This is a genomic window from Muricauda sp. SCSIO 65647, from assembly GCF_021534965.1.
GTDB lineage: Bacteria > Bacteroidota > Bacteroidia > Flavobacteriales > Flavobacteriaceae > Flagellimonas_A.
This window is the reverse complement of sequence record NZ_CP091037.1, coordinates 1,603,661-1,630,457: the sequence shown is the minus strand read 5'-3', so window position 1 is coordinate 1,630,457 and position 26,797 is coordinate 1,603,661. Positions and strand designations below refer to the sequence as shown.

Annotated in this window: 26 protein-coding genes; 18 read left to right on the top strand and 8 right to left on the bottom strand. The window is 44.1% G+C overall.

The annotated features are described in order from the left end of the window. Nucleotides 1-2: 2 nt before the first annotated feature. From atpA to atpG, 3 genes are read left to right on the top strand one after another with little or no spacing between them, the layout of a single operon-like run. Complete coding sequence (gene atpA / locus L0P89_RS07295; RefSeq protein ID WP_235267749.1) at nucleotides 3-1,583, top strand: F0F1 ATP synthase subunit alpha; 1,581 nt, start codon at nucleotides 3-5, stop codon at nucleotides 1,581-1,583. A 37-nt stretch (nucleotides 1,584-1,620) separates the two neighbouring features. Then, nucleotides 1,621-1,962 (top strand): four helix bundle protein, encoded by a 342-nt coding sequence (locus L0P89_RS07290; protein WP_235267748.1) that lies wholly within the window; start codon nucleotides 1,621-1,623, stop codon nucleotides 1,960-1,962. 30 nt (nucleotides 1,963-1,992) lie between these two features. Beyond that, a complete protein-coding gene (gene atpG / locus L0P89_RS07285; protein WP_235267747.1) occupies nucleotides 1,993-2,853 on the top strand; it encodes an ATP synthase F1 subunit gamma in 861 nt (286 codons plus the stop codon). Between the two features lie 59 nt (nucleotides 2,854-2,912). On the opposite strand, the gene L0P89_RS07280 is transcribed toward atpG, so the two are convergent. Then, on the bottom strand, nucleotides 2,913-4,550 hold the full coding sequence (locus L0P89_RS07280; protein ID WP_235267746.1) for a sulfatase: 1,638 nt from the start codon (nucleotides 4,548-4,550) through the stop codon (nucleotides 2,913-2,915). 117 nt (nucleotides 4,551-4,667) lie between these two features. Between L0P89_RS07280 and L0P89_RS07275 the strand changes: the two genes are divergently transcribed. The 8 genes from L0P89_RS07275 (at nucleotide 4,668) to L0P89_RS07240 (ending at nucleotide 12,019) form a co-directional block, all read left to right on the top strand. Further along, nucleotides 4,668-5,153 carry a hypothetical protein gene (locus L0P89_RS07275; RefSeq protein WP_235267745.1) on the top strand — a complete coding sequence of 162 codons (486 nt, stop codon included), beginning with the start codon at nucleotides 4,668-4,670 and terminating at the stop codon, nucleotides 5,151-5,153. 100 nt (nucleotides 5,154-5,253) lie between these two features. Next, entirely contained in the window at nucleotides 5,254-6,708 is a 1,455-nt protein-coding gene (locus L0P89_RS07270) for a lipopolysaccharide biosynthesis protein (protein ID WP_235267744.1), read from the top strand. After that, entirely contained in the window at nucleotides 6,698-7,132 is a 435-nt protein-coding gene (gene dut / locus L0P89_RS07265) for a dUTP diphosphatase (RefSeq protein ID WP_235267743.1), read from the top strand. The genes L0P89_RS07270 and dut overlap by 11 nt, the downstream gene beginning before the upstream one ends. A 24-nt stretch (nucleotides 7,133-7,156) precedes the next feature. Beyond that, nucleotides 7,157-8,173, top strand: a complete 1,017-nt coding sequence (locus L0P89_RS07260) for a sugar phosphate nucleotidyltransferase (protein ID WP_235267742.1) — start codon at nucleotides 7,157-7,159, stop codon at nucleotides 8,171-8,173. Nucleotides 8,174-8,238: 65 nt separating this feature from the next. Continuing rightward, nucleotides 8,239-9,171 (top strand): lipopolysaccharide assembly protein LapB, encoded by a 933-nt coding sequence (locus L0P89_RS07255; protein ID WP_235267741.1) that lies wholly within the window; start codon nucleotides 8,239-8,241, stop codon nucleotides 9,169-9,171. After that, entirely contained in the window at nucleotides 9,171-9,956 is a 786-nt protein-coding gene (locus L0P89_RS07250; protein ID WP_235267740.1) for a DUF4292 domain-containing protein, read from the top strand. Before L0P89_RS07255 ends, L0P89_RS07250 begins: the two co-directional genes overlap by 1 nt. Nucleotide 9,957: 1 nt before the next feature. Beyond that, complete coding sequence (locus tag L0P89_RS07245; RefSeq protein WP_235267739.1) at nucleotides 9,958-11,178, top strand: murein hydrolase activator EnvC family protein; 1,221 nt, start codon at nucleotides 9,958-9,960, stop codon at nucleotides 11,176-11,178. A 4-nt stretch (nucleotides 11,179-11,182) separates the two neighbouring features. Continuing rightward, nucleotides 11,183-12,019 carry an aldo/keto reductase gene (locus L0P89_RS07240; protein WP_235267738.1) on the top strand — a complete coding sequence of 279 codons (837 nt, stop codon included), beginning with the start codon at nucleotides 11,183-11,185 and terminating at the stop codon, nucleotides 12,017-12,019. Here L0P89_RS07240 and L0P89_RS07235 read toward each other — a convergent pair. Together L0P89_RS07235 and L0P89_RS07230 are read right to left on the bottom strand one after the other, a co-directional pair. Continuing rightward, entirely contained in the window at nucleotides 12,016-12,534 is a 519-nt protein-coding gene (locus L0P89_RS07235) for an acyl-CoA thioesterase (RefSeq protein ID WP_235267737.1), read from the bottom strand. The two genes, L0P89_RS07240 and L0P89_RS07235, sit on opposite strands and share 4 nt — an antisense overlap. Before the next feature lie 55 nt (nucleotides 12,535-12,589). Further along, nucleotides 12,590-13,531, bottom strand: a complete 942-nt coding sequence (locus L0P89_RS07230; protein WP_235267736.1) for an SPOR domain-containing protein — start codon at nucleotides 13,529-13,531, stop codon at nucleotides 12,590-12,592. Nucleotides 13,532-13,635: 104 nt separating this feature from the next. Between L0P89_RS07230 and dprA the strand changes: the two genes are divergently transcribed. Next, the gene (gene dprA / locus L0P89_RS07225) at nucleotides 13,636-14,739 is read left to right on the top strand and encodes a DNA-processing protein DprA (protein ID WP_235267735.1); all 1,104 of its coding nucleotides are present in this window, start codon (nucleotides 13,636-13,638) and stop codon (nucleotides 14,737-14,739) included. Nucleotides 14,740-15,070: 331 nt separating this feature from the next. Then, nucleotides 15,071-15,544, top strand: a complete 474-nt coding sequence (locus L0P89_RS07220; protein ID WP_235267734.1) for a hypothetical protein — start codon at nucleotides 15,071-15,073, stop codon at nucleotides 15,542-15,544. Nucleotides 15,545-15,884: 340 nt separating this feature from the next. Here L0P89_RS07220 and trpS read toward each other — a convergent pair whose 3' ends face one another. Then, on the bottom strand, nucleotides 15,885-16,853 hold the full coding sequence (trpS, locus tag L0P89_RS07215; protein WP_235267733.1) for a tryptophan--tRNA ligase: 969 nt from the start codon (nucleotides 16,851-16,853) through the stop codon (nucleotides 15,885-15,887). Between the two features lie 73 nt (nucleotides 16,854-16,926). On the opposite strand from trpS, the gene L0P89_RS07210 reads away from it, so the two are divergent. After that, a complete protein-coding gene (locus L0P89_RS07210) occupies nucleotides 16,927-17,676 on the top strand; it encodes a 1-acyl-sn-glycerol-3-phosphate acyltransferase (protein WP_235268002.1) in 750 nt (249 codons plus the stop codon). Nucleotides 17,677-17,762: 86 nt separating this feature from the next. On the opposite strand, the gene L0P89_RS07205 is transcribed toward L0P89_RS07210, so the two are convergent. The 4 genes from L0P89_RS07205 to recA form a co-directional block, all read right to left on the bottom strand. Next, entirely contained in the window at nucleotides 17,763-19,235 is a 1,473-nt protein-coding gene (locus tag L0P89_RS07205; protein WP_235267732.1) for an outer membrane beta-barrel protein, read from the bottom strand. Between the two features lie 12 nt (nucleotides 19,236-19,247). Then, the gene (locus tag L0P89_RS07200; RefSeq protein WP_235267731.1) at nucleotides 19,248-19,781 is read right to left on the bottom strand and encodes an RNA polymerase sigma factor; all 534 of its coding nucleotides are present in this window, start codon (nucleotides 19,779-19,781) and stop codon (nucleotides 19,248-19,250) included. A gap of 24 nt (nucleotides 19,782-19,805) precedes the next feature. Further along, on the bottom strand, nucleotides 19,806-20,246 hold the full coding sequence (locus L0P89_RS07195; protein WP_235267730.1) for a hypothetical protein: 441 nt from the start codon (nucleotides 20,244-20,246) through the stop codon (nucleotides 19,806-19,808). A gap of 79 nt (nucleotides 20,247-20,325) precedes the next feature. Then, nucleotides 20,326-21,327 carry a recombinase RecA gene (gene recA / locus L0P89_RS07190; protein ID WP_235267729.1) on the bottom strand — a complete coding sequence of 334 codons (1,002 nt, stop codon included), beginning with the start codon at nucleotides 21,325-21,327 and terminating at the stop codon, nucleotides 20,326-20,328. Between the two features lie 293 nt (nucleotides 21,328-21,620). On the opposite strand from recA, the gene L0P89_RS07185 reads away from it, so the two are divergent. The 4 genes from L0P89_RS07185 (at nucleotide 21,621) to L0P89_RS07170 (ending at nucleotide 26,726) form a co-directional block, all read left to right on the top strand. After that, nucleotides 21,621-22,652 carry a rhodanese-related sulfurtransferase gene (locus L0P89_RS07185; RefSeq protein WP_235267728.1) on the top strand — a complete coding sequence of 344 codons (1,032 nt, stop codon included), beginning with the start codon at nucleotides 21,621-21,623 and terminating at the stop codon, nucleotides 22,650-22,652. Between the two features lie 102 nt (nucleotides 22,653-22,754). Then, the gene (locus L0P89_RS07180) at nucleotides 22,755-23,915 is read left to right on the top strand and encodes a stage 0 sporulation family protein (RefSeq protein WP_235267727.1); all 1,161 of its coding nucleotides are present in this window, start codon (nucleotides 22,755-22,757) and stop codon (nucleotides 23,913-23,915) included. After that, entirely contained in the window at nucleotides 23,908-24,393 is a 486-nt protein-coding gene (locus tag L0P89_RS07175) for a gliding motility lipoprotein GldH (protein ID WP_235267726.1), read from the top strand. The genes L0P89_RS07180 and L0P89_RS07175 overlap by 8 nt, the downstream gene beginning before the upstream one ends. A gap of 2 nt (nucleotides 24,394-24,395) precedes the next feature. Then, nucleotides 24,396-26,726 carry a transglycosylase domain-containing protein gene (locus L0P89_RS07170; protein ID WP_235267725.1) on the top strand — a complete coding sequence of 777 codons (2,331 nt, stop codon included), beginning with the start codon at nucleotides 24,396-24,398 and terminating at the stop codon, nucleotides 26,724-26,726. The last annotated feature ends 71 nt before the right edge of the window (nucleotides 26,727-26,797 follow it).

The following is a 26,797-nucleotide window of genomic DNA, read 5'->3' as shown; positions in this document are numbered from 1 at the left end:
AAATGGCGGGAGTAAAAGCAGCTGAGGTATCAGCAATATTGAAAAAACAGTTGTCGGGTTTTGAAGCGACAGCTTCATTGGACGAAGTAGGTACCGTACTTGAAGTAGGTGACGGTATCGCCCGTGTATACGGTCTTTCGAATGCCCAATATGGAGAGTTGGTCGAGTTTGAAGGTGGTATGCAGGGAATCGTTCTTAACCTTGAAGAAGATAATGTCGGTGTCGTATTGTTGGGCCTATCAAAAGAAATTGTAGAAGGTGCTACCGTGAAGCGCACCCAGTTGATCGCCTCTATCAATGTAGGAGAAGGAATCGTCGGCCGTGTGGTCGACACCTTGGGCAACCCTATTGATGGTAAGGGACCGATTTCGGGCAAGACCTATGAGATGCCCTTAGAGCGTAAGGCACCTGGGGTTATCTATCGCCAACCTGTGAACGAGCCCTTGCAGACAGGGGTAAAGGCAGTTGATGCTATGATTCCGATCGGGCGTGGTCAGCGTGAGTTGGTAATCGGTGACCGTCAAACAGGTAAGACCACGGTCTGTATCGATACCATCATCAACCAAAAAGAATTTTACGATGCCGGTGAGCCCGTGTATTGTATCTATGTTGCCGTGGGCCAAAAGGCCTCTACAGTGGCCGGTATTGCCAAGACTTTAGAAGATAAAGGGGCTTTGGCCTACACTACTATTGTGGCCGCCAACGCTTCCGATCCAGCACCCATGCAGGTTTATGCACCTTTCGCAGGGGCCGCGATCGGTGAATATTTTAGGGATACGGGCCGCCCAGCCTTGATTATTTATGACGATTTGTCGAAGCAAGCGGTAGCCTATCGTGAGGTATCGCTCCTTTTGAGAAGACCACCGGGGCGTGAAGCCTATCCAGGTGATGTATTCTACTTGCATTCAAGATTGTTGGAGCGTGCGGCAAAAGTGATAGAAGACGACAATGTGGCCAAGAACATGAACGACCTTCCAGATGCTTTGAAATCAATGGTCAAAGGGGGAGGTTCGTTGACGGCACTTCCGATTATCGAAACCCAGGCAGGTGATGTCTCCGCCTATATCCCTACCAATGTGATCTCGATTACGGACGGACAGATTTTCTTGGAGCAAGACCTTTTCAACCAAGGGGTAAGACCCGCGATCAATGTGGGTATTTCGGTATCGCGTGTGGGCGGTTCGGCGCAGATCAAGTCGATGAAAAAAGTAGCGGGAACATTGAAACTTGACCAAGCACAGTTCCGGGAACTGGAAGCATTTGCCAAGTTCGGTTCCGATTTGGATGCCGCTACCCTTAACGTTATTGAAAAAGGACGTCGAAACGTAGAGATCTTGAAGCAGGCACAAGCAGATCCCTTTACCGTTGAAGATCAAGTGGCCATCATCTTTGCAGGCTCAAAGAACTTGTTGCGTGACGTGCCCGTCGATAAGGTAAAGGAGTTTGAAAGGGATTATCTTGAATTTTTGAAGGCAAAACATCGAAACGTGCTCGATGCCCTCAAGGCAGGAAAACTGACCGATGAGGTTATTGACACCTTGACCGGAGTGGCGAAAGATCTATCCGGTAAATACGTTGGATAATTCAGAATTCAGTATTCTGAATTCAGAATGTTGAATTATGGGTTATAGGGAAAGGAATAATCCAATAGTTGATAAAAGTTTTTATTTCGGCTGTGATATTGTTCGCTTCTCTAGAGTATTAAAAGAGAGAAAAGAGTTTGAAATAGCGACCCAGCTCATTAGATGTGGAACAAGTATTGGAGCCAATACAAGAGAATCACAGAGAGGGGTAAGCACAAAAGATTTTAAAAATAAATTAGGGATTGCCCTGAAAGAAGCAGATGAAACTTCCTATTGGTTGGATGTTATAGAGGAAACGACTATGCATATTCCTGATCAATTGAAAGAACGGTGTGAAGAATTGATAAAGTTACTGGTTGCGATACTAAAAAATTCTTGATTCTAAATTCATCATTCATAATTAGAAAAAATGCCCAATTTAAAGGAAATACGAAATAGGATCTCATCGGTAAAATCAACGATGCAGATTACGAGTGCCATGAAAATGGTTTCGGCTGCGAAGTTGAAAAAAGCGCAAGACGCCATTACCGCCATGCGACCCTATGCCAACAAGTTGACCGAACTCTTGCAAAACCTCAGCGGAAGCCTTGATGGCGACGTTGGGGGCAAGTTTGCCGATAATCGTGAGGTCAAAAAAGTCTTGGTCGTGGCAATCACTTCGAACCGTGGCCTTTGCGGTGCATTCAATTCGAACATCATCAAACAGAGCGTCTCACTTTACCATGGCCAATACGGGGGCAAACAGGTCGATTTTATGACCATCGGCAAAAAAGGCAATGATATCTTGAGCAAGAAATTTACCATCGTTTCAAACCATAGTGGGGTATATGACCATTTGACCTTTGAAAATGTGGCCGAAATTGCAGAAAACCTGATGCTTCGTTTTACCGAGGGCGAGTATGACCGCATTGAATTGGTGTACAATAAGTTCAAAAACGCGGCCACGCAAATAGTGATGACCGAACAGTTCTTGCCAATCGTTGCCCCAGAAGAAGATGCCTCAAACAGTGGGGATTATATTTTTGAGCCATCGAAACCTGAAATTGTCGAGCAATTGATACCGAAGTCACTGAAAACACAACTGTACAAGGCTGTTCGTGATTCGTTCGCCAGCGAGCATGGCGCCCGTATGACGGCCATGCACAAAGCTACCGATAATGCAGCCGAGCTTAGAGACCAACTGACCTTGACCTATAACAAGGCACGACAAGCGGCCATTACCAATGAAATTTTAGAGATTGTTGGTGGTGCCGAAGCATTGAACAACTAAAAATAATAGTCATTACACTGACTTCTAAGGCTCTTGATCAAGAGCCTTTTTTATTCTATCTAATGAAAATTGCCGATGTTCGCTTTATGGATGTCAATGTAGTTTTGGTTCAAACTGTCTGAATCACCATACTGTTTCCGCAAAGCTTCCAATTTTGATTTCAATGTTTTTATGGTTTCCGTATAAGCCGGGTCATCATACACATTGTTCAATTCTTGTGGGTCTTTTTTGCGATCGTAGAGCTCCCACTCATCCACATCATAATAAAAATGGGCCAGCTTGTAGTCTTTGGTCACGATACCATAGTGCCGTTTCACCATATGCACGGCAGGGTATTCATAATAATGATAGTACACCGCATCACGGTTCCAACCATTTTCTTTCGAGGTCAGCAAGGGCATGAGGCTTTCGCCTTGCATATCATCGGGCGCTTTGATTTGGGCAGCTTCCAACAAGGTCTGGGCAAAATCAAGGTTCTGTACCATTTCCTCATTGGTAATACCGGGTTTGATGACGTTCGGCCAACGTACCAATAAAGGGGTTTTGAACGACTCATCGTAAATAAAGCGCTTATCGAACCAACCATGCTCACCCAAGTAAAAACCTTGGTCTGAGGTATAGACCACCAAGGTATTTTCGGTGAGTTGGTTATCATCCAAGTAATCCAAAACCCGACCCACATTGTCATCCACAGAAGAAATACAGGCCAAATAATCTTGCATGTACCGTTGGTACTTCCATCGCATTTTCTGTTCATCGTCCATTTTGGGCCAATTGGCTTCAAAATCGGCATTGATTTGATCCAAGATAGGGTCATACAAAGCTTTTTGTTCAGGGTTCGCTCTTGTATAAGCCGCATACAGTCCATTTTTGACATCTTCTACTTCGGGGGCCACCTTTTGCATTTTATTCAAGGTTTCGGGCCGTATTTTACTGTCATGACTGTACATCATGTGATGCAAAAGGTTCATTTCAGCGGTTTTGGCCGCAGTGCCCCTGTTCGCATAGTCATCGAAGAGGGTTGGGGGCTCGGGAAAGGTTTTTTGCAAAAATTCTTTGAACTTGTCAGCTCTGGGCCACCATGGGCGGTGGGGCGCCTTATGAAGGTACATCAACATGAAAGGTTTTGTGGTGTCACGCTTTTGTGCTAACCAGTCAAGTGTCATATCGGTGATGATATCGGTTACATAGCCCTTTATTCGTACCGTATCACCCGTTTTGTTGATGAAATCAGGATTGATATAATGCCCTTGCCCCGGTAAGATCATAAACTCGTCAACCCCCTTGGGACTGTTACCGAAATGGAGTTTTCCGAACATGGCGGTCTGGTACCCTGCTTTTTGGAAAAGTTGCGGAAAAGTGACCTGTGTGGTATCAAAAGGCATAATGTTATCGACCTTGCCGTTGATATGGGTGTGTTTCCCCGTCAAAATAGTGGCCCGCGAGGGGGCACAGATAGAATTGGTCACACAGGCATTGGTAAAGGTGATGCCTTCGTTGGCGATTCGGTCGATATTGGGTGTTGCCAGTAAATGGTCTTGATAGGCACTTATGGCCTGATAGGCATGATCATCAGACATGATAAAGATGATGTTCGGTTTTTCAAGTGCCCGTTCGGTTTCTCTCTTCGCTTCTTGACAAGATGAAAACACCATGGCGATAAGGCCAAAAAGCACTAAGGGAACAAAAGATTTCATAGAAAGGTCGTTTGCGCTTCAAGATATAAATTATTCGATTCGAAGCCGGTAATAAACTTGATTTTGATTTGGCACTGAATTTGTTTTATATCTTTATGACAATCAAAAACCTAGCGGATGAGACTTTTTACCTATATGATAGTTGTTATGTTGTTTTCCATGTCGGGATGCTCTTCACAAAAAAAGTTGGTGGACGACCCTCCTTTTGAAACTGGTGACGCCACCTGTCAGCGATGGGTAGGAGGTCGTGCCGAGAGCGGTTCGGGCATGCTGTTGTCAATTCCGATCACAGGCAAGCTTTCAGAAAACGCGGAGATACAAAAAGCGTATTTCAGGGGCAAGGTCGCCGATGTCAACATGAAGGAAAAAGATGGCCAATGGTTGGCCATTGCAAACTTCATCGACCAAAAAGGCGATAAACCGGATATGATCATGCACTCAGACCCAAAAAAAGAGGTAGGTAACCAACCACCAAAACTGCAAGAGAAATTTCCCTTTGAACTAGAAGCCGATGAATGCGTGATGGGTTATGAAGAAGATGGCAAAATGAACTATTTCAAGGTTGCCGGTATCAAAGAGAAGAAACCGCTTGCGTACCAATAAGCCTGCACTTTTTGAACAAAAGCCGTTATTGGCTACATTTATGACGACTTAGGGCCCCGAAGTCTAGCTTCGGGGTTTCTGTTAAAAAGAGAGATTCTCCTTGGGCGCACTTAAAAAGCTTTTCAAGCAAACCTTTATTTATGGCTTGGCCACGGTATTGCCGAGAGTGATCTCGGTGTTGTTATTGCCACTGTACACGAGCGTTTTTGAGAATGCGGCGGGTTATGGCGAATACATCAACATCTATTCTTGGATTGCCATTTTCAATGTGTTTCTGGCGTATGGCATGGAGACCGCTTTTTTTCGGTTTTACCATAAGCACAACGAAAAGAAAGATGTGGTCTCGACCTCTTTGATATCGCTCATTTGCTCATCACTGCTTTTTTTATTGATTGCCCTCTTGTTCAAGAACAGCTTAGCTGAATTGACGAGCATCAAGGTCGAATATATTCAGTTTACGGCCCTTATTTTGGTGTTGGATGCCTTGGCCATCATTCCGTTTGCACTGCTTCGGGCCAATGAGAAGCCCATGAAATATGCGGTTTTGAAAGTAATCAATGTAACCATCAATCTCGGATTCAATGTATTCTTCCTGTTGATTTTGCCACAATTGGCCATAGAAGAAAACAGTTTTTGGACGAGCATTTATCGCCCCAATTTTGAGATTGCCTATATCTTCATTTCAAACATCATAGCCAGTGGAAGTACATTGTTGATGCTGTGCCCGACCTATTTCAAAGTAAATTACAAGTTCGATGTGGTACTCTGGCGACAGATGTTGAAGTATGCCGCCCCAGTGATGGTGGCCGGAGCGGCCTTTACCATCAATGAGGTGGTCGATAAGATTTTGTTGACCTTGATGGCCACCGAGACCGAAGCCGGTAAATATGGGGCCTGTTATAAGCTGGCCCTTTTCATGACACTTTATGGTACGGCCTTTCGTTTAGGGGTAGAACCGTTTTTCTTCAGTCACGCCAATACAAGCAATCCGCAGAAGACGTACGCACAGATAACCAATTATTTCGTGATTTTGGGAAGTGTGATCTTGTTGGCGGTAGTGGCCTTTATAGAACCTTTGGGCAAGATTTTGATTCGGAACAGCACCTATTGGGAAGCCCTTGAGATCGTGCCCATCATTCTTTTGGCCAGTTTTTGTCTGGGCATTTACCATAACCTGTCGGTATGGTACAAGGTTACCGATCGCACCAAGTTTGGGGCCTACATTTCTTCTATCGGGGCGATTCTAACATTGGTCATCAACATTGGGCTGATTCCAAAAATCGGGTATATGGCCTCTGCACTGGCCACTCTGGCCGCCTATGGCAGCATGATGTGTTTATCTTTTTATTTTGGAAGAAAATACTATCCCATTCCCTATAATTTTCGAAAAATAGTGTTTTATGGCAGCATATCCATTCTCTTCTCGGCTCTATCGTTCTACGTTTTTAACCGAAATTTAATTGTGGGCGCCTTGCTGCTTTTAGTATTTTTGGGGTTGCTTTTCAAAATGGAGGGCGATAGACTGAAAATCATACTGTTCAAGCGTGAAAGTTAAGATCATCAATGCATCGGGCCATCCTTTGCCACATTATGAAACAGAAGCTTCGGCTGGCATGGACCTTCGGGCCAATATTACAGAAACCATTACGTTACAACCTTTAGAGAGGGCCATTGTCAAAACAGGCCTATTTGTCGAATTGCCCGTAGGCTATGAGGCACAGGTACGCCCGCGTAGCGGACTGGCCGCCAAAAAAGGCATTACCGTCTTGAACGCACCTGGCACCATTGATGCCGATTATCGTGGTGAAGTAGGCGTGATTCTGGTTAACCTTTCCAATGAGGCGTTTACCATAGAAAATGGTGAGCGAATCGCCCAGTTGGTCATTGCCAAACATGAACGTGCCGAATGGGTCGAGGTTGAGAAATTGAGCACTACCGAAAGAGGCTCGGGCGGTTTTGGTAGTACAGGAACAAAATAGTGAAACAATTTTCAAATTGATATAATGAAAATAATAGTCCCAATGGCAGGTCGTGGCTCTAGATTACGTCCCCATACATTGACAATTCCAAAACCCTTGATTCCAGTGGCTGGTAAACCCATTGTACACCGATTGGTCAGCGATATCGCCAAGGTGCTGGGCGAATCCATTGAAGAGATTGCCTTTATCTTGGGTGACCCTGCTTTTTTTGGTGATGATGTGGTCGAAAGCCTTGAAGAACTGGCAAAAGGTTTAGGGGCAAAGGCTTCCATTTACCGTCAAGATGAACCACTGGGCACTGGGCACGCCATTATGAGTGCCAAGCCTTCTTTGAGCGGACCTGCGGTGATTGCCTATGCCGATACCCTGATTCGCGCTGATTTTGATTTGGATAAAGATGCCGATAGTGTGATCTGGGTAAAACAGGTAGATAGGCCAGAAGCCTATGGAGTGGTCAAGCTCAATGAAAAAATGGAGATTGTTGAATTGGTGGAAAAACCCAAAGAATTCGTTTCAGATCTTGCCGTTATCGGCATTTATTATTTTAAGGATGTAGGGGTGCTGCGTGATGAACTGCAATATGTGCTCGAAAACGATATCATGCACGGGGGCGAATATCAGATCAATGATGGTATCAAACGTATGATGCACAAGGGCATGAAATTTGTGACGGGAAAGGTTGATGAATGGATGGACTGCGGTAACAAAGCGGTAACCGTTGAAACCAACCAGCGTATGCTGTCGTTCTTGGAAAAAGACGGTGAAACCTTGGTTTCCGATACTGCGACAACCGAAAATGCCAATATTATCGAGCCCTGTTTTATAGGGGAGAATGTCGTTTTGAAAAATACAACGGTGGGGCCGTATGTCTCTGTCGGGGCCGATACGGTCATCGAAAACTCAACCGTTAAAAATAGCTTAATCCAAAGCAATAGCATCATCAAAAATGCTAATTTGGATAATGCCATGATCGGCAACCATGTGAGGTATGATGGTAATTTTGAGACCATCAGCATCGGCGATTATTCGGTATTGGAATAAAACGCTCCCTCTCTTTCTTGCGCAGAGCACAGTCGAAGTAGAGAGCGGATCAAGGTCAGGGGAAAATGAAGAAAAGCGTTCACTTTTTCACAGTGTTGATAGTGCTTCTCATAGCACAAGAGACTGTTTTTGCCCAAGAAGATGAACAAATCAAGGTGGAACAGAGCGCAGAGGTCTTTTTAGAAGAATATACCGATGAGTTTCAAGAAAATTTCTTCGAGGCATTGAAACAAAAAGGCATCCAAAACTATGATCGAGCGGCGAATCTCTTATTGAAATGCAAGCAACTTCTTACTGATGCTACGGCGGTCGACCATGAATTGGCAAAGGTCTATCTATTGGACAAGAACTATCCCTCGGCACAGCAATATGCCATCGAGGCATTGGTTTCAGAGCCTGAAAACTATTGGTTTCTACATACTTTGGTGCAAGTACAGGATGGGCAGGGCAGCACGATTGAAATGGTTAAAGACAGATTTCCCCATGAAAACCTCGGGCTACAACAAAACCTGGCCCTTATCTATTTTAGGCAAAAACGCTATCAAGACGCTTTAAACGTCTTAAAAGCAATGAAAAAATCAGATTTCACCGAAACATTGATGTTAAAAATCAATGATTCGCTTGGTAGTTCAAAAACCGCGAAGGCGAAACCCAAGATTCAAGAGGAAGAAGTTGTTGACGATGGGGCAGACAGTTATAAACAGCAAATAAAGGCGGCCATTGCAAAAGAAGACCACAAAGCTTTGGAATCATTGACAAAGGAAGCTTTGGAGGCCTATCCCCTGCAACCCTATTTCTATTATGCCAATGGCTTGTCGCTCAACGAGCAGGGCAGGCATGATGAGGCTGTTATGATTTTGGGCCAGGGATTGGATTATCTTTTTGATGACCCTGCCTTACGGAATAAGATATATGGTGAACTGAGTGTGGCCCATAAGGCATTGGGCAACAATTCAAAGGCAAATGAATACCTTAGTAAGATAAAATCAGGGTCGTAGTGCGTATACAGAACATTGTATATATAAGATATGGGTTATTGCTGGGTGCGGCCATGGTATTTCTTGTATCGTGTAAATCCATCAAAAAGGTAGCTTCAGGTGAGGTGGACACCAAACTATCGACCAAAAGAATTATCGAGAGCCATTATGACAACGAAACCGATTTTACCACTTTGAGCGGACGGGTCAGGATTGATTATTCTGATGGCGATTCTGAACAATCGTTCAATGTAGGGTTGCGAATGAAAAAAGATAGCGTTATTTGGATCAGTGCCACCCTAGGTATTGTCAAGGCCTATATCACTCCAGAAAAGGTATCGTTCTATAACAAACTTGAAGGAGAGTATTTTGAGGGCGATTATGGTTATCTCAGTGACTTGCTGGGGATCGAGCTCAATTTTCGAAAAGTACAGAACCTGCTTTTGGGCAATGCCGTTTTTGACCTAAGGCACCAACGGTACGTATCTGCCATAAAGCGAAACAATTATGAGCTGAGACCGAAGAGAACCGATGATGTGATCAAGCTTTTGCTCTTGCTTGAACCCAAGAACTTTAAAACAGCAGCACAGTTCATGGCCCAGCCCACAGAAGATAGGTCATTGCACATAGAATATTCATATCAAGAAAGCGGGGGCAAAATTTTTCCGAACCAAATACACATTCAGGCATTGAATGAGGGCAGCACAGACATAATTGTACTAGATTTGAAGAGCCTAAAAGTTGATGAACGCCTAAACTTTCCCTATAGAATACCGAAAGGGTATAAAGAAATAGTATTGAAGTAGTATGAAAAGTAAAATAGCACATCATATTGTATTACTGCTAGTTTTATTTTTTTCCACATACACTTCAACGGCGCAGACCAGTGAGCAAAAGGCATTGGAGGCCAAACGCGCCCAATTGCAGAATGAAATCAAAGAAATCAACCGTTTGCTGTTTGCCGAAAAGAAGCAAAAGGGCAATGTCTTGGAGCAGATGGAAGCCCTCGACAAGAAAATCAATGTTCGGCAACAGCTGATCAGGGTCACCAATCAACAATCTAATTTGCTGAACAGACAAATCAACGTCAATATCAGAAGTATCAGCAAATTGCGTGAAGATTTAAAGCTGTTGAAAGATGACTATGCCACACTCATACAAAAATCATATCAAAACCGAACGCAGAGCAACCGGCTGATGTTTCTGTTGTCATCAGAGAACTTCTTTCAGGCTTTCAAGCGTTGGCAATACATGAAACAGTATGCCGAACACAGAAAACAGCAAGGTGAAGAGATCATCATAAAGACCGATGAATTGGCCGCACTCAACAAAGAATTGACCGAACAGCGAAAGGTCAAAGAGCAATTGTTGGCTGAAAATATGCGGGTCAAGAACCAATTGTTCAAAGAAATACAATCACAAAAAGAGTTGTTGAAAAGCATTCGAAAGAACGAGAGCGCATATGCAGCGGCAATAGAACAGAAGAAAAAAGAAGCACGTCGCATAGACCGACAGATAGAGCGTTTGATCCGTTCTGCCATTGCCAGTTCTAACAAAAGGGCAGGCAAAAGCAGCAGCCGGTTTGTGTTGACCCCCGAAGCTGAATTGGTGGCCAGTAATTTTTCTGCCAATAAAGGCAAATTGATCTGGCCCGTTGAAAAGGGGATAAAAAGCCAAGGATTTGGGGTCTATGCAGATAAAGTGTATCCGGGCATCAAGCACCAGAACAATGGTGTGATCATTGCCACCGACAAAGGGGCCCAGGCCCGCGCCATATTTGAAGGTGAGGTCATCACCATTTTCACCAACAAAACGGGCATCAAAGGGGTGTATCTACGGCATGGCAACTATATCAGTATGTACTACAATTTGTCGAAAGTGTATGTTCAAAAAGGAGACAAAGTAGCTGCAAAAGAAGCACTTGGCGATATTTATACCAATCGGTTTGATGGCGCTACCACGCTGAAATTCTATCTTTACAGAGATACCGATAGATTGAACCCAGAAGAATGGATTTATCAACTTTAATGAAATGAACAACATTACAGATCTACAAGGCACCTTTACACTTCACAACGGTATTAAAATGCCCTATTTCGGGTTGGGGGTCTATTTGTCAAAAGATGGCCAAGAAGTCATCGATGCAGTAAAATGGGCGTTAGAAGCCGGCTATCGCCATATCGATACGGCATCTATCTATAGAAATGAGCAGGGCGTCGGCCAGGGGATCAGGGAAAGCAGCGTAAATCGCGAAGAAGTATTTTTGGTCAGTAAGGTATGGAACGCAGATCAAGGCTATGAATCAACATTGAAAGCCTTTGACGACAGCCTGAAGCGTCTCGAAACCGATTATCTTGACCTCTATCTCGTACATTGGCCCGTTGCCGGAAAATACAAAGACACTTGGAAAGCTTTGGAAAAACTATATCGCGATGGCCGAATCAAGGCGATTGGGGTCAGCAACTTTTTACAGCACCATTTAGAAGATTTACTGCAAGCGGCAGAGATTGTGCCCATGGTCAACCAAATGGAATTCCACCCCTATTTGGTGCAGCAAGCTTTGATCGACTTCTGCAGAAAAAATGCCATCCAGTATGAAGCGTGGTCGCCTTTGATGCAGGGCCATATTTTTGATATGGAAGAATTCAAGGGCTTGGCCGGGAAATACAACAAATCGATTGCTCAGATTGCCTTACGATGGGACTTGCAGAAGGGGGTGGTCACCATTCCGAAATCCTCAAAAAAAGAGCGTATTATCGCCAACGCTGATATCTTTGATTTCGAGTTGAGCGAAGAAGACGTACAATTAGTGAATAGAATGGACAAGGGCAAACGGTTCGGCCCTGACCCAGACAACTTCGACTTTTAAGATTCTTGGGTAAACAATGCCTTGAGTTCGGTAGCATCTGAAGGCTTCATTTTGCCCGCCAATACCAAGCTCAACTGTTTTCGGCGCAAAGCCGCTTCAAAGCGCTCTTTTTCCAATTCGGTTTCGGGCACTATTCCAGGTACTTCAGTAGGTTTGCCTCTCTCGTCAACGGCCACAAAGGTATAGATGGCCTCGTTCGCTTTGGTGCGCTCACCACTGAAACGATCCTCGATCCATACATCGATATAGATTTCCATCGAGGTCTTGAAAGCCCTTGAGATAGCAGCTTCGACGGTGACCACACTGCCAAGGGGCACAGAATGGTTGAACGCCACGTGGTTCACCGAGGCCGTTACCGTGATGCGACGGCTGTGTCTTCGGGCAGCGATGCTGGCGGCTCTGTCCATCCGGGCCAATAATTCACCCCCAAATAAATTGTTCAAAGGATTGGTCTCACTGGGTAAGACCAAATCGGTCATAATGGTGCGTGATTCACTGGGTGTTTTGGGTCCCATACCTAGATTTTAGGCGCAAAGATACGTCAGATGTCAGGGTCAGAAAAGCGAAGCATTACTTTTCGGAGAGTAACCAAGCATCTGGCGACTCCGTTCTCCTAATTTTTTTGAGATAGGCCAAGGCCTCTTTGGGGTCTTCAAAACTGGCATAGGCCACTTGGTGCAGCCCATACTTGTTTTGCCCCAGATATAGGGCATTATGGCCTTCGGCCCTAAGCTGTTTCACCTTTTTGTCAGCGTTGTTTTCTATTCTGAAAGCCCCTGCTATTACATGATGTGAGCCTTTGTTCGCTTTTTTGACCGAAATGTTCAGGGCGGGCAGTTCGATCGGTGCGCTTTCGAAGAAAGTAGCCTCTTGAATAAGGCGGGACACCTCTTTTTGGGCCTCTTGGCGAGCGATTTCTTGGTTCACTGTATTCTCATGGTAAAAGCGGTAGCCCGTAAAGCCCGCTGAAACGGCCAAAAGAATAACAGCGGCATATTTGAGCCATGGGGCCAATCTTCGTTGTTTGTGTTTTTCGGGGGTAATGAGGAAGGGTACCCGTTCTTCGAGTTCTTCCACTTCTTCTTTCAGAATTTCACGCTGAACGGGAATGGCCGTGAATGGCGACAATCCGAATGAAGAGATTAGAAAATTGGTTTTGTTCTCAGGTTGAAACTGTATTCTTCCCGCACTGTTTGAAAGTGTGCCGATGCCTATCAAATCGAGTTCTTCACCTTGGGTGAGGCGTTCATGCCATTCTTTTGAAATGGCTTCCACCTCAAGAAGCATTTCCTCATAGGGCAATTTCAATGCCTTGGCCATATGCGAGACCAGAAGCCCGTCGTTCTTGGCCAGTTGGCCATTGAATGAGATGACTTTGGTGGGAGGAGTGATGGTATTGGTTCCCGAGTGTATCTCGGCAGATCTGCTATGGGCCAAAAAAGCCCCAAAACCGGGCATGACCACACAGTGATATCTATACAGCAATTCTTCTATATAGTGTTCTGCACGCATGTTGACAAATATTGCAAAAAATAAAGGGGTGTAAAATATCGCGCATAACTTTTTATTAACATTCTATTTTCGGTATTTTGTGAATAAATATCGCCGTATTTCAAATGTCTGAGAACGAAATTCTTGCTGCCCTTCGTCTGCAACGCGTGCCCCATATTGGCGATATCACGGCAAAAAAATTGATTGCCCACTGTGGCAGTCCGGCAATGGTTTTTGAGGAGAAACGACAGCATTTGCTCAAAATCGAGGGTATTGGCCAAATGACCTTACGGGGGTTGTACGATGCCGAGCATTTTGAGGCGGCAGAAACCGAATGGAACTTTATCAAGAGCAATAACATTGAGGTTCATTACTTTGTTGACGAAGGCTATCCGCAATATTTGAAACATTGTATTGATGCGCCCATACTTTTGTTTGCCAGAGGGAATATTGACCTGGAAGAAAGAAAAATCATCAGTGTGGTGGGCACCCGAAATAGTACCAGCTACGGACAGGCATTTTGTGAGGAGTTCATCGAACATATAGCACCATTGGATCCCATAATCGTCAGTGGCTTTGCCTACGGTATCGATATAGCCATTCAGAGGGCCGCTGTGGAAAGGGGCCTACAGACCATAGGGTGTTTGGCCCATGGCTTAAATCAGATGTACCCAAGGGGCCATAAAAAATATGCCAGTGAAATTGAAAAAAACGGGGGGTTCATCACAGAATTCTGGAGTGCCAGCAATCCCGATAGGGAGAATTTTTTGAAACGAAACCGAATCATTGCGGGTATGGCCGAGGCCACGGTCGTCGTAGAGTCGGCCGAAAGAGGAGGCAGTTTGGTCACGGCCGACATTGCCCATGGCTATAATCGCGATGTGTTTGCCGTACCGGGGCGAGGTTCCGATAAGTTCAGTGTGGGCTGCAACAACCTCATCAAACAGCAAAAGGCCCATATGCTGACCTCAGCGGCCGACTTAGTGTATCTATTGGGTTGGAAATTGGAGAAAAAAAACCAAAAACAGCAACAGACACAGCTTTTTGTCGAGTTAGACGATACCGAGAAGTCCATTTACGCCTTTTTGCAGACAAATGGGAAACAGTTGCTCGATACCGTGGCTTTGGAATGCCGATTGCCCATTTTCAAAACTTCGGCGACACTTTTGAATATGGAAATGAAGGGTATCGTGCGTCCGCTGCCCGGAAAATTGTTCGAGGCGATCTAAAGACACCTTCATATTACCCATTCTTAATAGGGGAAAGAAACCACTTTTCACCGACCGGGTGGTCTAGTATCTTCAAAAAAAGGATTGAAAATGCCCCGGTTTAGGTGTTTTATCGATAAAATGCTTCTTGAAATCTAACGATTCTGGCCATGGCCCTATGGTTTAAGATTTGATAAAACCGACCAAGCGGTTTGTGGGCCATAAAAGCCTTTTCTTTTTTAGCATTGACCAAAAAAGAAACAAACCCACCTACTGGTAGGCAGAAGTCTAGGCATGTTTCTATTTTATTAGATTTACGCTGTAAAGATTTTAAATTTCAAGATAAGACATAGTGATTTTTGTAGCCCAAGAGGAGTTAATTAAGACTATACACCTCAACACTTCTGAAAAACTAGACAAGTTGAGGAAGGTTACTGAGTTTCAAGGTGAAAACTTGACCGAATATCAAAGCCTGAAAACAATAACAAATGCAATAATGTGGAAAGCAGAGAAATCAGATTCCAATTTTTTATTGTGGCTTCATTATATGGGACATTATATCAAGTACAAGTATAAAGGCTATTGGGTTCTTCTGAGAAGAGAGAGGATATTTAGCGAAGGAACATTTCTATCTCCGGCAATCATGGACAAAACTTCGGATATTTGGACTGTCGGAGATTTTTGCCACACACTTTATTACAAAAAAGGTAGAATGAGAGGTATTTCATTTGATACCATTTATAAGATTCATATCGAAAGACTTGCTTGGAAACCTAAATTTGAGGATTTAAACATTCCGAGAGAGGATTTAATAATGCTGGAATAAGGTTGGCCTTTTCGGCACCGATCGTGGGATAGACTACCTGGTTTTAGGGCGTAAAATGTGGGTTAGGGGCATTATGTTGAATTTGTGTGCGATCTTCTCCGAAGAATAGCTTGAGAAAGCTTCGGTTAGCACACAAAAATTGAAGACAATTTTTGGCGAAGTTTCGAAAGCGGTTTTGCAAAGCAAAAATTCCTACGGAGAAGTGTCCTTTCTTTGGTTCGTTTCTTTTGGACAAGCAAAGAAATGAACATAAAAGCCTTTTCTTTTTTACATCGACCTAAAAAGAAATAAACCCACCTGCTGGTAAGCAGGAAAGTTTAGGCTGTTTTTCCCAAGAATATCAATACCCTACTTTCTCCCGAACCCTGGCCAACACTCCATCGGCCACTTTTCTGGCCTTTTCGGCCCCGATTGCGAGGGCATCATCCACTTCGCTTAAGTGGTTCATGTAGTAGTCGAACTTTTCACGGGGTTCTTCAAACTTTTGTAGAATAAGCTCAAAAAGGGCTTGCTTGGCATGGCCGTAACCGTAGTTGCCCGCTCGATAATTGGCGCTCATCTCTTGAATTTGCGCTTGTGAACCCAATAGTTTGTAGAGTGCAAAGACATTGTCTTTTGTAGGGTCTTTGGGGTCTTCCATCGGGGTGCTGTCGGTGACAATGCCCATAAGTTGTTTGCGCAGTTTTTTGTCGGGTTGAAAGATATCGATGATATTGCCCTTGCTCTTGCTCATTTTTTCGCCATCAGTACCGGGCACGTACATGGTGCTCTCTTGCAATTTGGTCTCTGGTAGCACAAAGGTTTCCCCAAATTGGTGGTGAAAGCGCTGGGCCACGTCACGGGTCATTTCCAAATGTTGTGATTGGTCTTTTCCGACCGGTACGATATCGGCATCATACAATAGAATATCGGCGGCCATCAACATGGGGTAGGTAAAGAGTCCGGCATTGACATCCTCCAACCGATCTGCCTTGTCTTTGAACGAATGGGCAAGGGTCAGTCGTTGATAGGGGAAAAAACAGCTCAGGTACCATGCCAGTTCAGTAACCTGCGGCACATCGCTCTGACGATAGAAAACGGTCTCGTTCACGTCGAGGCCGAAAGCCAGCCATGTAGCTGCGGTGGCATAGGTGTTTTGGCGCAGTTGGTCCCCGTTTTTGACCTGGGTGAGCGAATGCATGTCGGCTATAAAAAGAAAAGACTCGTTCTCGGGATTTTTCGCCATGTCAATCGCGGGCATGATGGCCCCCAAAATATTCCCTAAATGCGGTATGCCCGTACTTTGTATGCCCGTCAATATTCTTGCCATGCCTTGGTATTTGTAAAGCGACAAAGGTAAAAGAATTCACTAAAAACTAGTGCAAATCAGTATTTTTGGCTCCATGCTTCGAATGGTCAAGAATGTTGGGCATTTACTTTATAGAATATGGTTCTATGTCTTGGTGGCCGTACCCATTTTTGTTTTTCTTCCCTTTTTGCTGTTGACCACGTTATCTGAAAAGACATACACCCAATTTTTTTGGTTGGCCCGCAACCTGTGGGCGAAGCCCATTTTGTACGGTATGGGCTGTTTTCCCAAGATTTTCTGGCAGCAACGAATGCATAGGGGCAAAAGCTATATGTTGGTTGCCAATCATACCAGTATGCTCGATATTATGCTCATGCTCTATGTGAGCCGCAATCCCTTTGTTTTTGTGGGCAAAAAAGAGTTGGTCAAAATTCCCGTGTTCGGTTTTTTCTACAAACGTGTCTGTATCATGGTAGATCGTGAAGATGTGAGAAGCAGAACGGGCGTCTATCGTCGTGCCCAAAGGCGTTTGAACCAAGGGTTGAGCATTTGTATCTTTCCAGAGGGAGGAGTGCCCAACGAGAATATGGTGTTGGATGAATTCAAGGACGGGGCCTTTAAAATGGCCATTGCACATAAGATTCCCGTAGTGCCCATGACCTTCTATGATACGAAAAAGCGCTTTCCCTTTACATTTTTCAGTGGAGGCCCAGGCCGGTTAAGGGTGAAAGTGCATACTTTTTTTGAGACGGGCATCTTGGCCGAAGATGATAAGGGCACCTTGCGCGAAGAGGTGCGGGACGTGATTCTGAACGACCTTATAACAAACCGACCAGAAAAATAATACCAAACGGCATAAAAACGCCCCGGCAGTAGTGCCGGGGCGCTATTTTGACTACCTTAAGGGGCAGTCTACCTAACCAACTTCTTTTAGAACCTGAAATTTACCCCACTATAAACACCTATCGTATAGGGCCTAAAGTTGCCCGAAGTATCTGAAAAAGTGTTTAACTGGTACTTGAAAACAGGCTCTAGACTAAATCGTATTTTGGGCGAAAACTTATAATCGAGTCCGATACCGGCATTCGCACTGAAGTTCACGTTGTTCACATTGTTTGCTTCACCCATTTCGGTGACAAGCCCTTGAGACTCCAATGACACGGTATTATCAACAAGAAAGAGCGAACTGAAGCCACCGATGAAGTTCACACCGAACTTTCTATCAATGAGTGAATAGCTCAATTCTACGGGCACCTCTACATAACCCATTTGTTGCACCATACGACCATCCAATTCTGCGCTGGGCGCCAGAACATCAAATGTTTCATTGGCGTTGGGGGTCTCTTTTGCATTGCTTTGTACGACAATGCTTCTCGATGCTTGTGCATAATCGATATTTTCAATTTCACCATTTGTCGATTCGGTCGGTGAAGACGAAAAGCTTATGTCATTGGTGTCGTAGCCATAATCTACCCGGTGTACACCCGATCTCACCGCCAAACGGTCACTTATCTGGTATGTCACTGCAAGACCGTAGCTTAGGTTCAGGTTTCCTGATTTGTTGTTCGGGGCAAAATTTGAATGAATCGGGGAACCTTCGCCCAGGGCATTGAAATATACCGGGGCGACAGAAGGCCCTACTGACCATTTACCCTGCTCATTTTCTGCTACAAGTTGTTCATCGTTGTTTTGCTCTTCAATGGCCTCGAATATTGATTTCCCTTTATTCTGATCTTGTTGTTCATCGACATTGGCCACTACGTTTTCTTCTTCTTCAACATTTTTGTCAAAGAGTTGCTTTTGGTCTTTGTCACCATTCTTTTCAACCGCATTTTCTATGACCTCTTGGTTCTGTACGGCGACAGCATCTTTTTGAGTATCGCCAACGGTCTCTTCAATGAACTGCTTTTCTTTGGTCACAGAGGGGTTATCTTGCTGATTTGAAGCAATTTGAACTTGATCGACGCTTTGGTTCTTTTCAGCCCCCTTTGAGACCAATTCATGGGTTTCGTCATCATGTGCCAAGTTTGATGGATTTTCGATTTTTGAGCCTTCTGACGTTTCTGTCAACTGCGTTGGTTCACTATTGCTTTTCAGGATAGCGGTACTGTCTTCTTTTACCAAGGCATCCTCACCTTTTTTATCGACATCTTCGGTACCGGTGACCTGTTGTTGGGTCTGGGGAATTTGTTCGGAAGCATCATCAAATGGATTGATGATGTAAAACAGAATGGCCAACAGTGCGGCAATGCCGCCCAATCGCCACCAAATAGGAATAACGGTTCGCCGTGACTTCTTTTTGTCAAGCGAAACTTCAATGGATTTCCAGACCCGTTCATCGGGCTCAGGACGGAAATCCTTGAATTTTTCCTTAAACAATTTTTCTAATTCTTCATATTCCATCTCTTCAATGGTTTAGGCAATATTTATATTCTTTTTTTCGAGCTTTTCCCTCAAGATCATTTTGGCCCTGGCCAGATTTGATTTTGAGGTTCCGGTCGATGTTCCCAACATTTCACTGATTTCTTTGTGCGAGAAGCCATCAAGCACGTACAAATTAAAGGTCAGTCGGTATTTGTTCGGAAGCTCTTGAATATAGCCCAACAAGGTTGAAAGGCTAACGGTTTCGATTTTATTTGATTCATCCGGTTCAGCTTCGACGACGCTTTCATCGACGACGCTGAGGTACTGTTCTTTTCTATATTTCTGCAAAACTGTGTTGACAGTGATGCGTTTCATCCAACCTTCAAATGAGCCTTTGTGGTTGAACTGCCCAATCTTGGCAAAAATGGTCATAAAACTGTCGTGCAGATTGTCTTCTGCCTCCGTCTTGTTACGGGAGTATTTGAGGCACATGCCAAAGAGAACGCCAGCATATCTGCGGTATAATTCTTCTTGCGCCTGCCTTTTACCCTTTTTACAGTTATTTATGAGTTCTTCAAGACTCAAATCGTTGGTCAGGATTTATTTCTCTTAATTATTTGACGGTACCTCTTCAATTGGAACCGTAAACTCTAAATATTCAGGCTCACCATCCGTATCATCACCTGCATAGAACCTAAAATGATATTCTTGATTGTAAAGCACCACAAATGTAAAGGTGGCCTCTACCTCTTCAATGGCCTGCGTACATGCCGTTTCATTGTTGAGAACAGTGCCGATGGCCACAACATCCCTATCGGTCTGGGCTGTATTTGAAACATCGAAACCTTCAAAAAAAGTACATCCGTCGGGCCTTATAAAGGTCACACCTATTTCATAGGTTTCGTTGAGTTCAAATGCGGCAGGTATGTCCACATCTACTATGCTGAGCGCGACAAAATGAAAATTAGCATCGTTATCGTCAATGCTGCACCCCTGAAACAAGGGGAAAACCAAAGCCAAAAATGCAATTCCTACAAATATCCTTTTCATCAATCTTCATTTTTTTATAGATGAATGCCAACAACAAGGGTTGCGTGAGAAAGAAGGCTCTTGACAGAAATTTAAGCCCCTATATCGAAGCGATGGCCTCTTTTATTTTTGCCTCCAGTTCTTCTGATAATTCTGGATTATCCAAGAGGAGGGCTTTAACGGCATCACGGCCTTGACCTAATTTGGTGTCGCCATAACTGAACCATGAGCCACTTTTTTTGACAATCTCATAGGCCACACCAAGATCCAATATTTCGCCGACCTTTGAGATACCGTCACCATACATGATGTCGAATTCAGCGGTTTTAAAGGGAGGGGCCACTTTGTTCTTGACGACCTTCACACGGGTTTTATTGCCCTGAACATTGCCATCGGTGTCTTTTATTTGGGTCGATCGACGAATATCCAATCGCACCGAGGCATAGAATTTCAGCGCATTTCCCCCAGTGGTTGTCTCAGGATTGCCGAACATTACCCCGATTTTCTCACGAAGCTGGTTGATGAAGATTACGGTACAGTTCGTCTTGCTGATGGTCGAAGTAAGTTTTCTGAGGGCTTGTGACATAAGTCTGGCATGCAGGCCCATTTTCGAATCGCCCATCTCGCCTTCTATTTCACTTTTCGGTGTAAGGGCTGCCACTGAATCGACGATGACAATATCAATGGCTCCAGAGCGTATCAAGTTGTCGGCAATTTCTAGGGCTTGCTCACCATGGTCAGGTTGCGATATGATCAGGTTGTCGATATCAATACCCAATTTTTTGGCATAGAAACGATCAAAAGCATGTTCGGCATCGATAAAAGCGGCAATGCCTCCATTTTTTTGGGCCTCGGCAATGGCATGAAGGGTCAAGGTGGTTTTGCCCGATGATTCGGGGCCATAGATTTCAATCACGCGTCCACGCGGGTATCCTCCGACCCCCAGGGCAATATCAAGACCCAACGATCCAGATGGAATTACCTCTACATCTTCAACCACATGGTCGCCCATTTTCATGACGGCGCCTTTTCCATAGGTTTTGTCCAACTTGTCCAATGTCAGTTTAAGGGCCTTTAGCTTTGCTTCTTTTTCGCTGCTCATGTTCGTGATTTAAGAGGCTAAAAATACCATTTCTTTTTGCATATCACAATGGGCGCGCAACCTTTTTGAAAGGAACACATCCTATAAACGACTAATTCAAACAATTATAGATAACCCTTGTTTATTCAAGCGGTAAAGACCACATTGATACATTGAGAATTCTGTCTATGAAGAAGAAAATATGTGGTTCAAAGGCTCCCAAAACTTTGGGAGCCTTTGTTTTTTCTCCTTGTCCATAATCTGTACTTTTGCGCACGTAGTTTCATTCTCTAAGCTTTAATTATTGGTATAGCATGCAACTGTACAATACATTGAGCGCGAAAGAAAGGGAAAGACTTATCGAAGCGGCCGGGCAAGATCGCCTAACCATCTCTTTCTATAAATATGCGCACATCGGCAACCCGCAGATTTTTAGAAACCATTTGTTCATAAACTGGAACGAACTTGATGTATTGGGCCGTATTTATGTGGCCCAAGAGGGCATTAATGCCCAGTTGTCGGTACCCGCCGAAAATTTTAAGGCGTTCAAGGAACATTTGGATAGCGTTACTTTTCTAAGGGGTGTGCGACTGAACATTGCCATTGAACAAGACAACAAATCATTCTTGAAATTAAAGGTAAAGGTCCGCAATAAAATTTTGGCCGATGGTTTGAACGATGACACCTTTGACGTCACCGACAAGGGAGTGCACGTCAATGCCAAAGAATTCAATGCACTTATTGAAGACCCAGATACGATCTTGGTCGATATGCGCAACCATTACGAGAGTGAGATAGGCCATTTCAAAAATGCCATTACCCCCGATGTCGACACCTTTCGCGATTCTCTCGACATCATTGAAAAAGATCTGGAGGGCCATAAAGAAGACAAAAAATTGGTCATGTACTGTACCGGCGGTATTCGATGTGAAAAGGCAAGTGCCTATTACAAGCACAGGGGATTCAAAAATGTGTACCAGCTTGAGGGGGGCATCATTGAATATGCCCGACAGGTGAACCAAAAAGGTCTCGAAAACAAATTTAGGGGCAAAAACTTTGTTTTTGACCACCGTAGGGGTGAGCGTATTACAGATGAGGTAATAGCTAATTGCCATCAATGTGGCAAACCTTGCGATACTCATGTGAACTGTGCCAACGAGGCCTGTCATCTGTTGTTCATACAATGTGATGAATGTGCCGAAAAAATGAACGACTGCTGCTCAGATACCTGTAAAGAGATTGTGGCCTTGCCGTACGAAGAGCAAAAAAAACGTAGAAGGGGCAAAATGGTCAGCAATAAAATTTTCAAGAAAGGTCGTTCTGAGGTGTTGAAGTTTAAGAAATAGCATTTCTCTTCTCTGACATTTTGCTTTATATTTACATTCAAGTAAAATATGAACCCTTTTCAGGCAATGTTTATCGGATTTGCCTGAATCAAGATATCAAATATGGCGTGCAGCAGTTGTTCAACCGGTAAGGATGGGCAGCCGCGTGGTTGCAAGAACAACGGTACTTGCGGCACAGATGGTTGCAACAAGCTTACGGTTTTCGATTGGCTTTCGAATATGTCGCTTCCCAATGGTCAACAGCCATTTGACTGCGTAGAGGTCCGCTTTAAAAATAGCAGAAAAGAATTCTTTAGAAACGCCGATAATCTTTCTTTATCGATTGGTGATGTTGTGGCCACCCAAGCAAAGTCTGGCCATGATGTTGGCATTGTGACCTTGACCGGTGAGTTGGTGAAGGTACAGATGAAGCGCAAAAAAGTGGCTTGGGACGATAAAGCACTTCCCAAAATATATAGAAAGGCGGCGCAGCGTGATATCGACATATGGCAAAAGTGCCGGAACAAAGAAGAAGAAATCAAGAAACGCTCTCGAGAAATTGCGATCTCGCTTAATCTACAGATGAAATTGAGCGATGTCGAGTTTCAGGGCGATGGATCGAAGGCCACTTTTTACTACACAGCTGAAGAACGGGTCGATTTCAGGCAACTGATAAAAGATATGGCCCGTGCTTTTGGTATCCGTATTGAGATGCGACAGATAGGGTATCGTCAAGAGGCACAACGATTGGGAGGCATCGGTTCATGTGGCAGGGAACTCTGTTGTTCGACCTGGCTGACCGACTTCAGGTCGGTGAACACGGCTTCTGCCCGGTATCAACAGCTGGCCTTGAACCCCCAAAAACTGGCCGGGCAATGTGGCAAATTGAAATGCTGTCTGAACTATGAGCTCGATATGTACCTAGAGGCCTTAAAAGACTTTCCTTCCCCTGACAGCAAGTTACAGACCCAGAAGGGCATATCTTTTTGCCAAAAGGTCGATATCTTCAAAGAAACCCTTTGGTTCTCTTACAAGAACGAGCCTGCCAACTGGCACGCGCTCAACAAACAGCAAGTACAGGAAATCTTGCAATTGAACGCCAATGGCAAAAAAATTGTCAGCCTAGAAGAATTTGCGGCCGATAATATCAAAGAAGAGCAGCTCACGTTCGAGAATGTGGTGGGTCAAGACAGTCTGACACGTTTTGACAAACCTTCACGAAGAAAAAGGGGCAAAAACAAGAAAAGGCGAAACAAGAAGAGAAAGACAACTTCAAATGCTTAAGAAATTTCTTTGTACAGTGGTTGTTTCGTTGCTGTTTTCATGCAACAATGATTTGATATATTCAGATTTTGAATCCACGGCAAATGGAAAATGGCAGGCAGATGATACCATTGCATTTCAATTTACCGGGTTAGATACTTTGCAACACCATGATATGTTCATCAATATTAGAAACAATGATGAATTTCCGTTCAGCAACCTTTTTTTGATAACCGAAATGGAGTTGCCACAAGGGCAAACGACAAGGGATACCCTAGAGTTCGAAATGGCCAGACCTGATGGAAAGTGGTTGGGCACCGGCCAAGGCAGTATAAAAGAAAACAAACTTTGGTACAAAGAAAACATCGTTTTTCGCGATACGGGCGTATATAAGGTTAGGGTCATGCATGCCATGAGAAAGAATGGCAACGTAAAAGGCATAGAAGCTTTAGAGGGCATAACCGATGTAGGCCTCACAATTGAAAAAAGTAAACGGTAAAAATGGCAAAAACGGTCAAAAGGCAAAAGAAGGGATTTTTCAAGTACATAAAGTGGTTTTGGATTTTGTTCGCCTCAGGTATTCTACTGTTCGCCCTAATGTTTTTATTGGCCGGTTGGGGCGTCTTTGGTGAGATGCCGACATTTGAAAGATTGGAGAATCCGCAGACAAATTTGGCCACAGAACTTATTTCTTCGGATGGAAAAACCCTTGGAAAATTTTATTTGGAAGATAATCGAACCGATGTTTCATACGATGATCTTCCACAAAATCTGGTGAATGCGTTAATCGCCAGTGAAGACATCCGTTTTCACAATCATGCGGGTATAGATGCCCGTGGCACATTGCGGGCATTTTTCTTTTTGGGAAAAAGAGGTGGGGCCAGTACTATTTCACAGCAATTGGCAAGGCAACTATTCGTGGGTGTACGATCTAAGAATATACTGGAAACCATAAAGCAAAAAACCATGGAATGGGTCATTGCCACTAGATTGGAACGGAGCTATACCAAAGAAGAGATTATCAGCATGTACCTGAACATCTATGATTTTGGCAATAATGCTGATGGTATTCGATCGGCTTCTAGAATATACTTTGGAAAAGAGCCCAAAGATCTAAAAATTGAAGAATCCGCCATGTTGGTGGGCATGTTGCAAAACTCATCCCTTTTCAATCCGTTACGGCGCAAAGAAAGAACACAGAAAAAGAGAAATACCGTGCTGAGCCAATTGGCCAGATACGACTACATTTCTGAATCTGAAAGAGATTCATTGCAAGCGTTGGAGATTGACCTAAACTATCATCCAGAATCGCATAGAGAAGGTTTGGCCACCTATTTCAGAATGTACATGCAACGAACTTGGTTAAGAAAATGGGTCAATGAAAACCCCAAGCCGAATGGTGAGAAATACAATATCTATTTAGATGGTTTGAAAATTTACACCACCATTGATTCGCGCATGCAAAAAAATGCGGAGAAGGCCATTGAAGCGCACATGAAAAACCTTCAAGCCGAGTTTTTTCATCAAAACACGCCAAAACGTAACCCAACGGCTCCGTTTTTAGATTTGACCCATGGGGCCATCGATACCATCATGCGGTCGTCCATGAAACGTTCAGAAAGATGGCGGGTACTTAAAAAAGAAGGAAAATCTGACGAGGAAATTGAAAAAACGTTCCATGAAAAAACAGAGATGACCGTTTTTGATTGGAACAGTGATTCTTACGAAAAAGACACCATTATGACCCCGATCGATTCCATCAGGTATTATAAGACTTTTCTGCGAACGGCCATGATGTCGATGGAGCCCCAGACCGGACACGTAAAAGCTTGGGTCGGAGGTGTTGATTACAAGCATTTTCAATATGACAACGTGTTTCAAGGGGCCAGACAAGCAGGATCTACGTTCAAACCCTTTGTATATGCCGCGGCCATTGACCAGTTAAGGTATTCGCCATGCGATTCGTTACCAGACAGTCAATATTGTATCGAACCCTTGAAATATGGCAATCCAGAGGCTTGGTGCCCCAAGAATTCAAATGGCAAATATTCGGGTGAGATGAAGACCTTAAAAAATGCGCTCGCGAATTCAGTGAATACCGTCACGGCCCAACTCATAGATAAGGTAGGGCCAGGATCGGTGGTCAGTATTGCCGAAGGCATGGGGTTGACAAGAGAGATACCTGAAGTGCCCTCGATCGCTTTGGGCACCCATGATTTCAATGTTTTTGAAATGGTCGGGGCCTACGGTACCTTCGCCAATCAAGGGGTATATGTCAAACCTGTCACGGTTACACGTATTGAAGACAAAAATGGTACGGTACTCTATGAATATGTACCTGAGACCAAAGACGTACTTAGCAGAGATGTGGCATATGCCATGGTCAATCTAATGGAAGGGGTAACACAATATGGCTCTGGCGGGAGATTGCGCCATACTTTCGCAAAAGACCAAACGGTATATAAAGAAATTATTACGGGCTATCCCTACGAATTGACGAACCCGATTGCAGGAAAAACAGGTACCACACAAAACCAGAGCGATGGGTGGTTCATGGGTATGGTGCCAAACTTGGTGACCGGTGTATGGGTAGGGGGCGAAGAAAGGTCAACACATTTCGGCAGCCTTGTTTACGGACAAGGAGCTTCAATGGCACTGCCCATTTGGGCATTGTACATGAAAAAGAACTACGAAGATGAAGATTTAGGTGTCTCAAAAGAAGCCTTTGAAGAACCCGAAGAATTATCGATCAATGTTGACTGCACCAAAATTTTGGAAGAGATCAAAGAAGAGATCGATACCGAAGACGACCTCGAAGATCTTGATTTTTAGAAGGCCCTTCTCCTTAAATTAGCTATAAATCGTAAGACTTTTTTCAATTAATATTGTACTTTTCGATAGAC